The organism is Brevundimonas sp. KH_060 (assembly GCF_057838275.1).
The window spans coordinates 1,626,416-1,639,354 of the sequence record NZ_CM174463.1 but is presented as its reverse complement, the minus strand read 5'-3'; the positions used below and the strand labels follow the sequence as shown (position 1 = coordinate 1,639,354).

General features: G+C 66.1%; 15 protein-coding genes and 2 tRNA genes. 12 read left to right on the top strand and 5 right to left on the bottom strand.

Annotation, left to right across the window (positions count from 1 at the left end):
• Positions 1–53 precede the first annotated feature (53 nt).
• The 3 genes from AC3IPP_RS08125 to AC3IPP_RS08115 are packed head-to-tail and all read left to right on the top strand — an operon-like array spanning position 54 to position 2,763.
• Positions 54–788 (top strand): DUF969 domain-containing protein, encoded by a 735-nt coding sequence (locus AC3IPP_RS08125; RefSeq protein ID WP_489150929.1) that lies wholly within the window; start codon positions 54–56, stop codon positions 786–788.
• On the top strand, positions 785–1,756 hold the full coding sequence (locus tag AC3IPP_RS08120) for a DUF979 domain-containing protein (RefSeq protein ID WP_489150928.1): 972 nt from the start codon (positions 785–787) through the stop codon (positions 1,754–1,756). Before AC3IPP_RS08125 ends, AC3IPP_RS08120 begins: the two co-directional genes overlap by 4 nt.
• Positions 1,753–2,763 carry a DUF2891 domain-containing protein gene (locus AC3IPP_RS08115; protein ID WP_489150927.1) on the top strand — a complete coding sequence of 337 codons (1,011 nt, stop codon included), beginning with the start codon at positions 1,753–1,755 and terminating at the stop codon, positions 2,761–2,763. Before AC3IPP_RS08120 ends, AC3IPP_RS08115 begins: the two co-directional genes overlap by 4 nt.
• Before the next feature lie 20 nt (positions 2,764–2,783).
• Here AC3IPP_RS08115 and AC3IPP_RS08110 read toward each other — a convergent pair whose 3' ends face one another.
• The gene (locus AC3IPP_RS08110; protein WP_489150926.1) at positions 2,784–4,130 is read right to left on the bottom strand and encodes a metal-dependent hydrolase family protein; all 1,347 of its coding nucleotides are present in this window, start codon (positions 4,128–4,130) and stop codon (positions 2,784–2,786) included.
• A gap of 313 nt (positions 4,131–4,443) precedes the next feature.
• Positions 4,444–4,517 (bottom strand) — tRNA-Gln (locus tag AC3IPP_RS08105).
• A gap of 219 nt (positions 4,518–4,736) precedes the next feature.
• Between AC3IPP_RS08105 and AC3IPP_RS08100 the strand changes: the two genes are divergently transcribed.
• From AC3IPP_RS08100 to AC3IPP_RS08075, 6 genes are all read left to right on the top strand, one after another.
• Positions 4,737–4,813, top strand: a tRNA-Pro gene (locus tag AC3IPP_RS08100).
• Between the two features lie 75 nt (positions 4,814–4,888).
• Positions 4,889–5,437 carry a DUF924 family protein gene (locus AC3IPP_RS08095; RefSeq protein WP_489150925.1) on the top strand — a complete coding sequence of 183 codons (549 nt, stop codon included), beginning with the start codon at positions 4,889–4,891 and terminating at the stop codon, positions 5,435–5,437.
• Between the two features lie 78 nt (positions 5,438–5,515).
• Complete coding sequence (locus AC3IPP_RS08090; RefSeq protein ID WP_489150924.1) at positions 5,516–6,871, top strand: hypothetical protein; 1,356 nt, start codon at positions 5,516–5,518, stop codon at positions 6,869–6,871.
• A gap of 124 nt (positions 6,872–6,995) precedes the next feature.
• Entirely contained in the window at positions 6,996–7,853 is an 858-nt protein-coding gene (locus AC3IPP_RS08085) for a thymidylate synthase (protein WP_489150923.1), read from the top strand.
• Positions 7,854–7,869: 16 nt separating this feature from the next.
• A complete protein-coding gene (locus AC3IPP_RS08080) occupies positions 7,870–8,169 on the top strand; it encodes a nucleoside triphosphate pyrophosphohydrolase family protein (RefSeq protein ID WP_087140713.1) in 300 nt (99 codons plus the stop codon).
• Positions 8,170–8,260: 91 nt separating this feature from the next.
• Positions 8,261–8,932, top strand: coding sequence for an aquaporin (locus AC3IPP_RS08075; RefSeq protein WP_087140712.1), 672 nt, complete (start codon positions 8,261–8,263; stop codon positions 8,930–8,932).
• On the opposite strand, the gene AC3IPP_RS08070 is transcribed toward AC3IPP_RS08075, so the two are convergent.
• On the bottom strand, positions 8,933–9,532 hold the full coding sequence (locus tag AC3IPP_RS08070) for a hypothetical protein (RefSeq protein ID WP_489150922.1): 600 nt from the start codon (positions 9,530–9,532) through the stop codon (positions 8,933–8,935).
• Positions 9,533–9,588: 56 nt separating this feature from the next.
• On the opposite strand from AC3IPP_RS08070, the gene AC3IPP_RS08065 reads away from it, so the two are divergent.
• Entirely contained in the window at positions 9,589–10,116 is a 528-nt protein-coding gene (locus tag AC3IPP_RS08065; protein WP_489150921.1) for a dihydrofolate reductase, read from the top strand.
• 17 nt (positions 10,117–10,133) lie between these two features.
• Positions 10,134–10,454 carry a YbjQ family protein gene (locus AC3IPP_RS08060; RefSeq protein WP_087140709.1) on the top strand — a complete coding sequence of 107 codons (321 nt, stop codon included), beginning with the start codon at positions 10,134–10,136 and terminating at the stop codon, positions 10,452–10,454.
• Positions 10,455–10,456: 2 nt separating this feature from the next.
• Here the strand turns inward: AC3IPP_RS08060 and AC3IPP_RS08055 are convergent, their stop codons facing one another.
• Positions 10,457–10,879 (bottom strand): universal stress protein, encoded by a 423-nt coding sequence (locus AC3IPP_RS08055; RefSeq protein ID WP_489150920.1) that lies wholly within the window; start codon positions 10,877–10,879, stop codon positions 10,457–10,459.
• An 11-nt stretch (positions 10,880–10,890) separates the two neighbouring features.
• Positions 10,891–11,958: an Mrp/NBP35 family ATP-binding protein gene (locus tag AC3IPP_RS08050; protein ID WP_489150919.1), complete on the bottom strand. Its 1,068-nt coding sequence runs from the start codon at positions 11,956–11,958 to the stop codon at positions 10,891–10,893.
• An 87-nt stretch (positions 11,959–12,045) separates the two neighbouring features.
• Here AC3IPP_RS08050 and miaA point away from each other — a divergent pair, with 87 nt between their 5' ends.
• Complete coding sequence (gene miaA, locus AC3IPP_RS08045; RefSeq protein ID WP_489150918.1) at positions 12,046–12,927, top strand: tRNA (adenosine(37)-N6)-dimethylallyltransferase MiaA; 882 nt, start codon at positions 12,046–12,048, stop codon at positions 12,925–12,927.
• Positions 12,928–12,939: the final 12 nt, after the last annotated feature.

The window sequence follows — 12,939 nt, the reverse complement described above, 5'->3', positions numbered from 1 at the left end:
GACCATTCGGCGGGGACGAATTTCAAGACAGATTCTGGGGAGGATCTGAGCCCATGCTTGTGTTGATCGGCATTGCGATCGTGGTCGCGGGCTTTGTTGCGCGGATCAATCCGCTGGTGGTCATCCTGATCGCCGCCATCGCCACCGGCGTGCTGGCGGCGGTCGGCCCCGGCGCTGATGCTCACAGCCTGTTCCAGGCCGGGATCGACACGATCTCGCGCTTCGGTCAGGCCTTCAACGACAACCGCTATTTCCACATCACCTGGCTGGTTCTGCCAGTGATCGGCCTGTTGGAGCGCGCAGGCCTACAGGAGCGGGCGCGCGACCTGGTGACCAAGGTCAAGGCGGCGACCGCCGGGCGGCTGATGCTGATCTATCTGCTGGTGCGGCAGGCGACGTCGGCGCTCGGCCTGACCTCTCTGGGCGGTCATCCGCAGATGGTACGCCCCCTGATCGCGCCCATGGCTGAAGGCGCCGCCGAGAGCGAGCACGGCCCCCTGACCGACAAGGCCCGTTTCCGCATTCGCGGCATGGCGGCGGGCACCGACAACATCGGCCTGTTCTTCGGCGAAGACATCTTCATCGCCATCGGCTCAATCGTCCTGATCGTCGGCTTTCTGGAGCAGGCAGGCATCCGGGTCGAAGCGCTGCATGTTTCCCTGTGGGCCATCCCCACAGCCATCGTCGCCTTCCTGGTCCACGGCGCGCGCCTGTTGATGTTCGACCGTCAGGTGAAGAAGGACATGGCGGTTCCGAACGCCTCGACCGACGTCGAGGCCGGCCAATGATCACGCTTGAGCACGCCTATATCGCGACCGGGCTGATGTTCGCGGCCTTCTCTATCCTGAGTCTGCGTGATCCGCAGAACCCGACGCGGTTCCGCAGCGCCCTGTTCTGGGGGCTGATCGCCCTGTCCATGCTGTTCGGCAGTTGGTTGGGCGGGTTCGGCAACGGGATGCTGGTTATCGCCCTGGTGATTATCGGAGCCTCCGGCAAGCTGGGCGTCGGCAAGCCCGCCACCACCTCGCCCGAGCAACGCCAGGCCAGCGCCGCCCGCTGGAAGAACGCCTTGTTCGTCCCCGCCCTGATGGTGCCGCTGGTTGCGGTCGGCGGCACCCTGCTGGCCAAGCACACAGCAGCAGGCGCATGGCTGATCTCGCCGGTCCAGACCACGCTGATCTCACTGGGATTGGGCTGCGTCATCGCCCTGTTCGCCGCCATGGCCTGGTTCCGTCCGCCCGTCATGGCGCCGGTTCAGGAAGGCCGTCGGCTGATGGACTCCATCGGCTGGGCGGCGTTGCTGCCGCAGATGCTGGCCTCGCTGGGCGCGGTCTTCCTGGCCGCTGATGTGGGACAGGTGGTCGGCGATCTGATCGCGCAGGTCATTCCCATGACCTCGGCCTTCATGGCGGTGTTCGCCTATTGCGCGGGGATGGCCCTGTTCACCGTCATCATGGGCAACGCCTTCGCCGCCTTCCCCGTCATGACCGCCGCCATCGGCTTGCCTATCGTGGTGCATCAGTTCGGCGGCGATCCGGCCATCGTCTGCGCCATCGGCATGCTGGCCGGATTCTGCGGGACGCTGATGACGCCCATGGCCGCCAACTTCAACGTGGTGCCCGCCAATCTGCTGGAGCTGCCCGACCGCAACTCGCCGCTGAATGGCGTCATCCGCGCCCAGTTGCCGACGGCGGTCGTCATGCTGTTCGCCAATATACTGCTGATGTACTTCCTCGCTTTCCGGTTCGGATCATGACGCAAAGCTTCGACCCCGCCCTCGCCTCCCGTTTCGCCGCAACGGCGCTGGGCCATGTGACGCGGGAATATCCCAACCACATCATGCATGTGCTGACGGAACCGCAGGACGCCCGCACGCCGCGCGACATGCATCCGATCTTCTTCGGCAGCTTTGACTGGCATTCCTGCGTGCATGGCTGGTGGACCCTGTTCACCCTCTATCGCTTGCACTCCGACATGGTTGAGGCGCCCCGCATTCGCGCCCTCGCCGACGAGTTGTTCACGCCGGAAAACATCGCCGGAGAGGTCGCCTATCTGGAGCGTCCAGAGGCGCGCGGTTTCGAGCGCCCCTACGGTTGGGCCTGGCTGTTGATGCTGGCCGCTGAACTGGCACGCCACGACACCGATGAAGGCCGCCGCTGGGCCGCGACCCTGCGTCCTCTGGCCCACGTCTTCGTCGAACGGTTCAAAGCCTTCCTGCCGCTGGCCGACTATCCGGTGCGCACGGGCACGCACTACAACACCGCCTTCGCCCTTCGGTTGACGCTGGATTACGCCGACGCCCACGACGCCGACCTGGCCTCCCTTTGCCGCGACGCCGCCTTGCGCTGGCATGCCGAGGATCGCGACTGCCAGGCGTGGGAGCCGTCGCAGGACGAGTTCCTGTCGCCCGCCCTCATGGAAGCCGCCCTGATGCGGCGCGTGCTGTCGCCTGAAGCCTTCCGCGCCTGGTTCGACGCCTTCCTGCCCGCCCTGGCCGAGGGGCGGCCTGCGACCCTGATGGCACCCGCTCGCGTCAGCGACCGCACCGACGGCAAGATCGCCCATCTGGACGGCCTGAATCTGAGCCGCGGCTGGTGCTGGCGCGAAGTCGTGGCGGGTCTGCCCGCCGATGATCCGCGCCGCACCGTCGGAGAAAAGGCGGCGGCCATCCATCTGGACGCCGCCCTGCCCCACGTCACCGGCGACTATATGGGCGAGCACTGGCTGGCCAGCTTCGCCTTGCTGGCGCTGCTTTCCGCCTGACGGCGCTGACGGCGGGCTTCCTAGAGCGTGTTCTTGTGAATGCGCCCGGCCTTCATGACCAGTTTCATCGTGCGCTCCGGGGCGGCGATTACCGAGATGTCCGCCAGCGGATCGCCCTCGACCACCAGAAGATCGGCGTAGGCGCCGGCCTCGATGCGCCCCAGCTTCGCCGGATAGGGATTGCGCGGCCCTGATAGCTTCAGGATCTCTGCGTTGCCGCCCGTCAGCATCCGCAGCACTTCGGCCGCGCCATACCAGCGCGCGAACTTAGCCAGTTGCTTGCCCTGCGTCGTCGTGCCCTTGGGGCTGAACAGGATGTCGGTGCCCAGAGCCATGTTGACCTTGTGCTTGCGGCCCCATTCGACCGCGCGAGCCGTGCCTTCAGCGATGATCTGCTGTTGAGCGCGCTGCTCAGGCGAGGGGTAAACATTGGCGTCCTCGTCCGCCAGGAAGGGCTGGATGCTCCACCATGCGCCCGCATCCGCCATGCGTCGCACGGTCTCCTCGTCCGCCATCTGTCCATGCTCGATGGACTTCACCCCGCAAGCGACCGCCCGCTGGATGCCTGCGGGCGTATAGGTGTGGGCGCAGACATAGACGCCCCAGTCCGTCGCGGCGGCCACCGCCGCCTTCATCTCGGCTTCCGTATATTGCAGGGCGTCGACCGGATCGTAGGTCGAAGCGACGCCGCCGCCCGCGTGAATCTTGACCTGGCTGGCGCCGAGCATCAGTTGTTCGCGCACGCGGCGCAGCACCTCGGCCTCGCCGTCGGCGATGGCGGCGATTCCCGCCTGTTCGGCGACGCTGAGCGTGCTTTGGGACGTTCGGGGCAAGTCGGCCCGCATCCGGAAATCGCCATGCCCCGAGGTCTGGGAGATCATTGAGCCCGACGGATAGATGCGCGGCCCGGCGAAACGCCCTTCATCAATCGCGCGCTTCAACGCAAAGCTGGGGCCGCCCATGTCGCGAACGGTCGTGAAGCCCCGCATCACCGTGCGCTCGGCCTCCTGGGCCGCCACGAGGTGCAGATAGGGAACATCTGCGGTCATCGCCGCCATCTGCGAAATGCCGGCCAGCATGGCGTGCCAGTGAGCGTCGATCATGCCCGGCATCAGGACACGCCCGCCGCAATCCACCACATCAGCGTCCGTGACAATCTCGCCCGCCGGCACCAGCGCCTGGATCATGTCGCCGACGATGAGGAGGTTTCGGCCCTCGATCAGACGCGCGCTCGTTCCGTCGAAGATACGCACATTGGCGAGCAGGCGCGGCTTGGCCGACGCTTGTGCGGACGCCGGCGAAGCGACGCCAAGCCCGGCTGCGGCGAAGCCCGCGGCCGCACCGGCCAGCATCGAGCGTCGCGACATGCCCGCTTCCATTCGAGCGAGCAGCTTCTGCGCTTGGGGCGAATGACAGGCGCAGGTCGCGTCATGCTGCAAAGGCCGCTGCTGTGCGATTCCGCCGAACCAGGTCTTCAAGAGCGCATCCTCACCAATCGAGCGGCCATGGCCGCATGCCAACGCGATAAGAACGGCTACGCTATTTTGATTCCGGAAATGATCGGGGGATTTCATCGATCGCGGCAATTCGCGGGTGAAGACGTTTGTTCTTCGCCACGGAGCTTGCAGTCGTGATGTTCAAGGAGACGCCCCGAAGGGCGATTTCTTCAGCAAAAACCGATGGCTGGGGAACTAGGACTCGAACCTAGAATGACGGTACCAAAAACCGTAGTGTTACCATTACACCATTCCCCAGCGGTCCGGTGTTCCCCGCCGAGCGCTGTGCGTCGCGGCGAGGGCGGTCATCTACGCCAAGGTTTCGGGGGATGCAACACCTGAAAACGAAAGAATTTTCATCGAGCCGAGACTTTTTTCCGGAGCCTCATTTACCCGCTTGCGAGGGTCGGTCGGCATGGCTATAAGCCCCCTCCTCGACGCAGATGGCGGCCCACGGGACGTTTGATTTGCGAAAGTCGGAGTGTGGCTCAGTCTGGTAGAGCACCGCGTTCGGGACGCGGGGGTCGTAGGTTCGAATCCTATCACTCCGACCATCTTTCCCTTGATTGTGAATGCAAGCGACGCGGCTCAGGCCGTGTTTTTTCGCGCGCCGCTGCTAGGCTTGCGGCATGACGCCACTCCTCTCCCCTACTGAAGTGCTGGATTTCTGGTCTGACGCCGGGCCGGACAAATGGTTCGCCAAGGACGTCGCCTTCGACCGCACATTCTCCGACCGCTGCTGCGACACTCATTACGCCGCCGCACGCCGAGAACTGGATCACTGGATCGAAACGCCTGATGCCGCCCTGGCCCTGATCATCCTGCTGGATCAGTTGCCGCGAAACGCCTTTCGCGACACGGCCCATATGTTCGCAACCGATCCCCTGGCGCTCGGCTTTGCGAAGGAAGCGATCCGGCGAGGTCACCACCAAAACGTCGCTCTGGAACTGCGCGCCTTCATCTTAATGCCCCTGATGCACTCTGAAGCGCTGACGGATCAGGAACAGCTTCTGACTCTCCTCAATGCGGAGAGCGAACCGGAAACCTATAAGTTCGCCGTTATCCACCGCGACATCATCGCCCGCTTCGGTCGCTTTCCGCACAGAAACGCCTGCCTGTATCGCAGCACCACGCCTCAAGAGGTCGAGTTTTTAAATTCCGGCGGTTTTTTAGGATAATCTTCAAATACCTTTGATTGCTTTGCTGCCACAGCAAAGCTAAGGCCGGTTGAACCTCAACAGTCAGCCGCAGACATCATGAATCGCTTCGCCCTCGCCCTGACGGCAACGTCCGCTCTCATCGCAGCCTCCGCTACGCCGGCGGACGCGCAAATTTTCGGCCGCCGCAACAATGCGGAAGCGGCTCAAGTCATCAATGAGACGCCGCGTTGCACCCAGAACCTGGGCACTGTGGCGATCGCCGAAACGCAAGGCGTTCTCTTCGACCAGATGGGCCTGGGCGCGCCGACCGAACTGCTGCGCACCGTGATCCGCGAATCCGGCTGCTTCACCCTGATCGAACGTGGACGCGGCATGGATCTGGTGGAGCGTGAGCGCAGCCTCGGCGGCGCCGCCCGCGTCCGCACGGCCGATTTTGTCCTGGTCGCTGAACTGGCCAACCCGATAGAGCCGACCGACAACGACCGCGGGTCCGGCCTGCTCGGCTCCTTGGCCGCCGTCGGCGGACGCGCCCTGCTCACCGCAGGCATCGCTGCGGCGACGGGCGGAGATATGGGCGGCGGTCTCGGCGTCGGCGGCGGCGGCCTCGGAGGTTTCGGCGGTCTGGGCGGTCTGGGCGGTCTGGGCGGACTTGGCGCCGAGGCGGGGCTAAACCCCTTGCAGATGCAGGCTCTGAACGCCGCCGCGAACATGGCTGGCAACGTCCTCGGCGGCCAGGGCGGGCAACCCGCTCAAGGACCGGCCCCTGCCCTGAACGCCAATACGGTCGAACGGATTCGCGATCTCAAGAAGGACATCGGTCGCGGTAAGGAAGACGCCCAGGTCGTCTTCTCGCTTGCCAGCGTGCCTCTGGCCGAAACGGTCGGCAACACGCGCGCCGTGGCGAACAAGGACGATCTGCGCGGCCTGCGCATCCGCGACAATCATTTCGGCGGCCGCGTCGGCGCGGGCTATGAAAGCCAAGACGAAGGCAAGGTCATCGCCCTGGCGATGGTGCGCGGCTATGCCGATCTGGTGACCAGCCTGGGCGGCACCGGCTCCCAGATTCCGGATGTCACCCGCGCCAACCGCGAGGCGATCGCCGCCGAAACCGCCGGCCGTGAAGCTGACGCGCGCCGCCAGGTCGCAGATGAGCGCCGCGAACTGGAACGGGCCGAGCGCGAGCGCGAAGCCGAGCGCCGCCGTATCCGCGATGAAATCCGCCGCGAGGAAGACGACCGCCGTCGCTATGCTGAGCGCCCGTCGATGTCGAGCCGCAGCCTGGCGCTGCCGACGATCCTCCGCACTGCGCCTGACGGCGACACCATCCGGCCCTTGGCCGCCCGCGACGTGGTGTTCCCCACCGGCAAGGCGCGCGGCGACTGGGTCGAGGTTCTGGACGCCGACGACAACATCGGCTGGGTGCAGAACGAGCGCCTGGCGCCGACCTACTGATCGCCATCACGGCGCTTGAATAAGGGGGCGCCCGCCGATCAGATCGGCGGGCGTTTCTCTTTTCTGTGAGCAAGCGAATCAGGCGCCTGCCCTCGGCGACGAATCAGCGGCATCCTCTCATCCCATGAACGCCGTCGTCGCCCTCACCGATCTCGAAGCCCGCACGGCGGCCGCGCCCGCCGACCATCCTGAATGGCAGTACTTGAACCTGCTGCGGGACATCCTCGACAACGGCGTGCGGCGTGACGATAGAACCGGCACAGGCACCCTGGGCGTGTTCGGCCGCCAGATGCGCTTTGATCTGTCCAAGGGCTTCCCCCTGCTGACGACGAAGAAGCTGCACACGCGGTCGATCTTCATCGAGCTGCTCTGGTTCCTGCGCGGCGAGACCAACATCGCCTGGTTGAAGGACAATGGCGTCAGCATTTGGGACGAATGGGCCGACGCGAACGGCGACCTCGGCCCCGTCTATGGCAAGCAGTGGCGCTCCTGGGCCGCCCCGAACGGCTCGAGCATCGACCAGATCCAGAAGCTGGTGCACGGCCTAAAGACCAACCCCCACAGCCGCCGCCATATCGTCAGCGCCTGGAACCCGGCGGACGTAGACGACATGGCCCTGCCGCCCTGCCACTGCCTGTTCCAGTTCTTCGTCGCCGACGGAAAGCTGAGCTGCCAGCTGTATCAACGCTCGGCCGACGTCTTCCTGGGCGTGCCGTTCAACATCGCGTCCTACGCCCTGCTGACGCACATGCTGGCCAAGGTCGTGGGGCTGGAGCCAGGCGACTTCGTTCATACGTTCGGCGACGCCCACCTGTATCTGAACCATATTGAGCAGGCCGAGCTTCAACTGAGCCGCGCCCCCCTGCCCCTGCCGACCTTGACGGTCGCGGACAAGGACGACCTGTTTGGCTTCGAGCTGTCTGACTTCGTGCTGAACGACTACCAGTCCTGGCCGCATATCAAGGCCGCCGTCGCCGTCTAAGGCTGACATCACCCCGATGAAACTCACTGATCTTCAGGCGGATGTCCTCCGCATCTCCGACATCTATGCGCGCGAACATTCTATCGACCGCGACCGCGACTGGGCCCTGTTGAAGCTGCAGGAAGAACTAGGCGAGCTGACCGCCGAGCATCTACGTCTGACCAGCCGCGCCCGCGGCGCCGCCGACCCGCAGGCCCTGGCCGACGAGGCTGCGGACGTATTGGGCATGCTGCTGATCTACTGCGACCGCGCCGACGTGGATCTGAACGCCGCGATGCAACGCAAATGGCTGAGCTGGCTGAAGACCGATGCGTAAACCCACGTAACAACGACTGGCGAAATCGACTGTTTAAGCGCACCCTCCCCGCGATCCGCCATCAGGCGGTGACTGGAAACGGGAGGGTTTCATGGTCAAGAAGTTCGCCGCCGAACTGGTCGGCACGTTGGTTCTGGTGCTTTTCGGGTGTGGGGCCGCCGTGTTGGGCGGGTTTGATCACGTCGGGCAGTTGGGCATCGCCCTGGCCTTCGGCTTCGCCATCGTCGCCATGGCCTATGGCATCGGGCCGGTGTCGGGCTGCCACGTCAATCCGGCCGTCAGCCTGGGCGCCTTTGTCGCCGGACGCATGAGCGCCAAGGACATGATCGTCTACTGGATCGCCCAGTTCATCGGCGCGATCATCGGCGCGGCCATCCTGGGCATGATCGCCAAGACGGGCTTCGCCAGTCTGGGCCAGAACGGCTTCGACGCCGGCTCGCCAGGCGGGTACGGCCTGCACGCCGCCCTGATCTTCGAGATCGTCGCCACCGCCATCTTCCTGATCGCCATCCTGGGCGTGACGGGGGCCAAGGGGCATGGCGCCTTCGCCGGGATCGCCATCGGCATCACCCTGGCCGTCATCCACATCGTCGGCATCCAGGTGACGGGGGTGTCGGTCAACCCGGCCCGCAGCTTCGGCCCAGCGCTGCTGGCCGGAGGCCAGGCGCTGAGCCAGGTCTGGGTCTTCTTCCTCGCCCCGGCGATCGGAGCGGTGATCGGCGGCCTTCTGTTCCGCTCGAAGCTGCTAGAGCCGGACGCCTGATCAGGTCGAGGCGGCGCTGTCCGGCGCCGTCATCGGCATGCGCGCCAGTCTTGCGCTGAGCGCATCCTTGTCTTCGGGCGCGGGCACCAGCACGACGCTGTTCTTGACCGCGCCCATCGACACCGTGGCCCGATAGGCGAAGGCCTGACCCTCGCGCGCCACGAAGCTGACGGTCGCAGCGTTGTTCTGCGGCCCGGCCAGACCACCGAAGCCGGCCGATAGTTCATGCTCGCCCGGATCGACCGCCAGGGCGGTGAACTTACCGCCCTTGATCTGGCCGAACTCACGACCGTCCAGCGCCAAGTTCATGCCCGCCGCCATCGCCACGAATCCCTCGCGATAGACGATGACAAGAGCCTTGCCGGGAGGCGGCGTCAGGCTGGCTGCCGCGGCGCGATCAGCTTCGGATGCCGCTACACCGGCCCGGTTACCCGCCAGATTGGCCATGATGTAAGTGGTGAAGGCGCCAGCGAAGAGACCCGCCATCATCGGCAGCATCCCTAAATCCGCCCCGACCGCTCCCCCCAGGAAGCCGATACAGAAGGAGACGACCAACAGAACGATGAAACCGACGATCAGGGGCTTGGCGTACTTGTTCACAAGAGGCTCCGAGGGCATTTGTTTTGGTGAAGTTCCAGCAACAACGGAAAACCAGCTTGGCTGTTCCCTCCATCGCCCTCGTCGTCGCCCGCGCCCGCAACGGGGTCATCGGTCGGGACGGCGACCTACCATGGCGGCTGCGGTCAGATCTGCAACGTTTCAAGGCCGTGACCGTGGGCAAGCCCTGCATCATGGGTCGGAAGACCTGGGAGAGCCTGCCGTTGAAACCCCTGCCCGGCCGCCTGAACATCGTCCTGACCAAGGATGAATCCTACGCTGAGGCGGGCCTGGCCAGAGGCGCTGTGGTCTGCGCCACTCTGGACGAAGCGCTGTCCATCGCGCGCGAACAGGCGGCGGAGGACGGCGTGGACGAAGTCTGCATCATCGGCGGCACAGCGGTCTTCGCCGCTGCCCTGCCCCGCGCCAGGCGTCTTTACATCACCGAGGTCGAGGCTGAGCCTACAGGCGATGCGGTCTTCCCGCCCTTTGACGAAACCGCCTTCGTCCGCACCGCGTTCGAACCGCACGAAGCGGGCGAGAAGGACGACCACGCCTTCGCCTTCACCGTTCTGGACCGTCGTTGAATCTAAGGGAGAGCCGTATGATCGTCGCCACCACCAATGACCTGGCCGGTCATCGCATCGTGCGCCAACTGGGCGTGGTGCGCGGAATCACCGTGCGTTCGCGTAACGTCATCTCCGACGCCATCGGCGGTGTGCAGTCGATGATCGGCGGCAAGGTCGGCGCCTATGTCAAACTCGCCGAAGCCGCGCGGCAGGAAGCCTATGACGACCTGATCGCCCATGCGCAGGAGATCGGCGCCAACGCTATCCTGGCCATGCGCTACGACGCCAACGAGATCATGCCCGGCGTGACCGAGGTGCTGGCCTACGGCACCGCCGTGGTGGTCGAGCCCGCCTAAATCTAGCGGGCGATCGTCACGCTGACCGGCGCGCGGGCGGCCACGGCCTTGGCTGTCGAGCCCATCAGCCAGTTCACCACCCCCTTGCGGTCGCCTGTGCCCACGACGATGTGGTCCGCTCCCAGTTGCGCGGCGGCGGCGATCAGGGCGTCGGCGACGTCGCGCCCCTCTGTCGTCACCGCCTCGACCGATTTGCAGTGACGGCGGGCCTCGGCCATCGAGCGGGTCAGGATGGCCTCCTGCTCCTCGACCTTCCAGGCGCGAATGTCGGGGTGGCCGCTGGCCGAACTGAGCGGATTGACCGCCACCAGCGCCAGCTTGCCGCCCTTCGCCTTGGCCAGTTGCGCCGCCAGACGCACGGCCGTTGCGGCATGAGCGCTGCCGTCGATGCCGCAGACGACCACGGGCGTTTCCTGTTCAGCCATCATCCTCGCCCTCAGAGGCCCAGCGCCGCAGCGACCTGCGCGGCGATCTGATGGAAACGGTCGGACGCCGGGTGCTGCGGGTCAACGGCGACCAATGGCCGCCCCGCATCGCCCGCGCGGCGCAGCGCCCCGTCCAGCGGCAGGTCGCCCAGATAGGGCGCGTCCAGGCGCGCGGCCTCGGCCTCGGCGCCGCCAGTCCCGAACACCTCGCCGCTCATGTTCTCGATCAGGCCCAGGGTCGGCACGCCGACCTTGGCGAACAGGGTGTGCGCCCGGCGGGCGTCGGCCAGGGCCACTTCCTGCGGCGTCGAAACGATCACCGCCCCGTCCAGCGGCGTTTTCTGGATCAGTGTCAGTTGAACGTCGCCGGTGCCGGGCGGCAGGTCGATGACCAGAACGTCCAGCGGTTGCTCCTCCGTCCCCCAGCGCGTCTGGGTCAGCATCTGGGTGATGGCCTGTGACGCCATCGGTCCGCGCCAGATCATGGCGTCCTCGGCCTTGGTCAGCAGGCCGACCGACATGGCCTTCAGCCCATGCGCGAGGTGAGGGATCATGGCGCCGTCCTCATAGGCAGGTTGGCCCGAAATCCCCAGCATGGTCGGCAGCGACGGGCCATAAACATCGGCGTCCAACACCCCAACCGACAGACCGCGCGCTGCCAGAGCCGCCGCCAGATTGACCGAGACCGTCGACTTTCCGACGCCACCCTTGCCGCTGGCGACCGCTAGGACGCGCTTCACATGGGCGGGGCGATCCGTCGGAACCGGCGCCTTGGGCCGCCCCTGATCGGTCGCGGCCTTCGACAGGCCCGCCGTACGGCGCGGCGCGGCGGTCACGGCTTCGGCGGTCAGGACGACCGACACCCGCTCCATGCCCGGCAGTGCTTTCAGCGCTGCTTCAGCCGCATCGCGCACGGGGGCGTAGAGCGCGGTTTCATTGGCCGGGACTTCCATGACGAAGCCCGCGCGACCATCGGCCACGACCAGCCCCTGCACCAGCCCGGCCGCCGCCAGGCCCTGGCCCGACTTCGGGTCGGTCACGGCGTCGAGGGCGGCGAGAACGGCGGCGCGGTCGGTCACGATGGAGACTCCTTCATGGCCCGACGGACTTGCCGGGCCGATGATGGGCGTTCTATCGCCCTAAGCTCCCGTTCGCGAGTTGATCCTTTGTCCCAACCCCTCGTCACCTTGATCGCCGGCCCAACCGCCTCGGGCAAGTCGCGCCTGGCGATGGAAACCGCGCACGCGACGGGCGCCGTCGTCATCAACGCCGACAGCCAGCAGCTCTACGCCGACCTGCGCGTGCTGAGCGCCCGCCCCTCGGTCGAGGATGAGGCCGAAATCCCGCACCGTCTCTATGGCGTGGCCGACGCCGCCGACGCCTGGTCCGTCGGCCGCTGGAGCCGAGCTGTCATGGACCTTCTGGCTGAACTGACGGCCGAGAGGCGACCTGCCTTGCTGGTCGGCGGCACCGGCCTCTATTTCAACGCCTTGACCAAGGGATTGGCCGAAATTCCTCCCGTATCGGTCGAAGTGCGCGAGGCAGTGCAGGCAGAGTATGACACTGGCGGCGAAGCCGTCTTCCGCCGCCATCTGGCTGAGGTCGACCCCGCCGCCGAGGCCGCCGTCTTCCCCGGTGATCGCCAGCGTTTGGTCCGCGCCCTCAGCGTGCATCGCGCCAGCGCACGCGCGCTTAGTGACTGGAGGGCCGACACCCAGCCCCTGCTGGCGCCCGGCAGCTATGACGCCCTGGTCGTGGAGCCGCCGCGCGAGCGCCTCTACGCCTCATGCGATGCGCGTGTGGACATGATGATGGCGCACGGCGCGCTGGACGAGGTGCGCGCCCTCGTCGCCCGCGATCTCGCCCCGGACCTGCCCGCGATGAAGGCTGTCGGCGTGCGCGAACTGGCGGCGCATCTGGCCGGTGAACTGCCCTTGCCCGACGCTGTCGCGGCCGTGAAACAGTCCACCCGCAACTACGCCAAGCGCCAGCTGACCTGGTTCCGCAACCAGCAGAGAGACTGGCCCCGTCACCCCGGTTTCGCCTGAACTTCTTCGCCA

Coding starts and splice junctions, on each gene's coding strand:
- AC3IPP_RS08125 (WP_489150929.1), top strand. CDS start 54: ATGCTTGTGTTGATCGGCATTGCGATCGTGGTCGCGGGCTTTGTTGCG.
- AC3IPP_RS08120 (WP_489150928.1), top strand. CDS start 785: ATGATCACGCTTGAGCACGCCTATATCGCGACCGGGCTGATGTTCGCG.
- AC3IPP_RS08115 (WP_489150927.1), top strand. CDS start 1,753: ATGACGCAAAGCTTCGACCCCGCCCTCGCCTCCCGTTTCGCCGCAACG.
- AC3IPP_RS08110 (WP_489150926.1), bottom strand. CDS start 4,130: ATGTCGCGACGCTCGATGCTGGCCGGTGCGGCCGCGGGCTTCGCCGCA.
- AC3IPP_RS08095 (WP_489150925.1), top strand. CDS start 4,889: ATGACGCCACTCCTCTCCCCTACTGAAGTGCTGGATTTCTGGTCTGAC.
- AC3IPP_RS08090 (WP_489150924.1), top strand. CDS start 5,516: ATGAATCGCTTCGCCCTCGCCCTGACGGCAACGTCCGCTCTCATCGCA.
- AC3IPP_RS08085 (WP_489150923.1), top strand. CDS start 6,996: ATGAACGCCGTCGTCGCCCTCACCGATCTCGAAGCCCGCACGGCGGCC.
- AC3IPP_RS08080 (WP_087140713.1), top strand. CDS start 7,870: ATGAAACTCACTGATCTTCAGGCGGATGTCCTCCGCATCTCCGACATC.
- AC3IPP_RS08075 (WP_087140712.1), top strand. CDS start 8,261: ATGGTCAAGAAGTTCGCCGCCGAACTGGTCGGCACGTTGGTTCTGGTG.
- AC3IPP_RS08060 (WP_087140709.1), top strand. CDS start 10,134: ATGATCGTCGCCACCACCAATGACCTGGCCGGTCATCGCATCGTGCGC.
- AC3IPP_RS08055 (WP_489150920.1), bottom strand. CDS start 10,879: ATGGCTGAACAGGAAACGCCCGTGGTCGTCTGCGGCATCGACGGCAGC.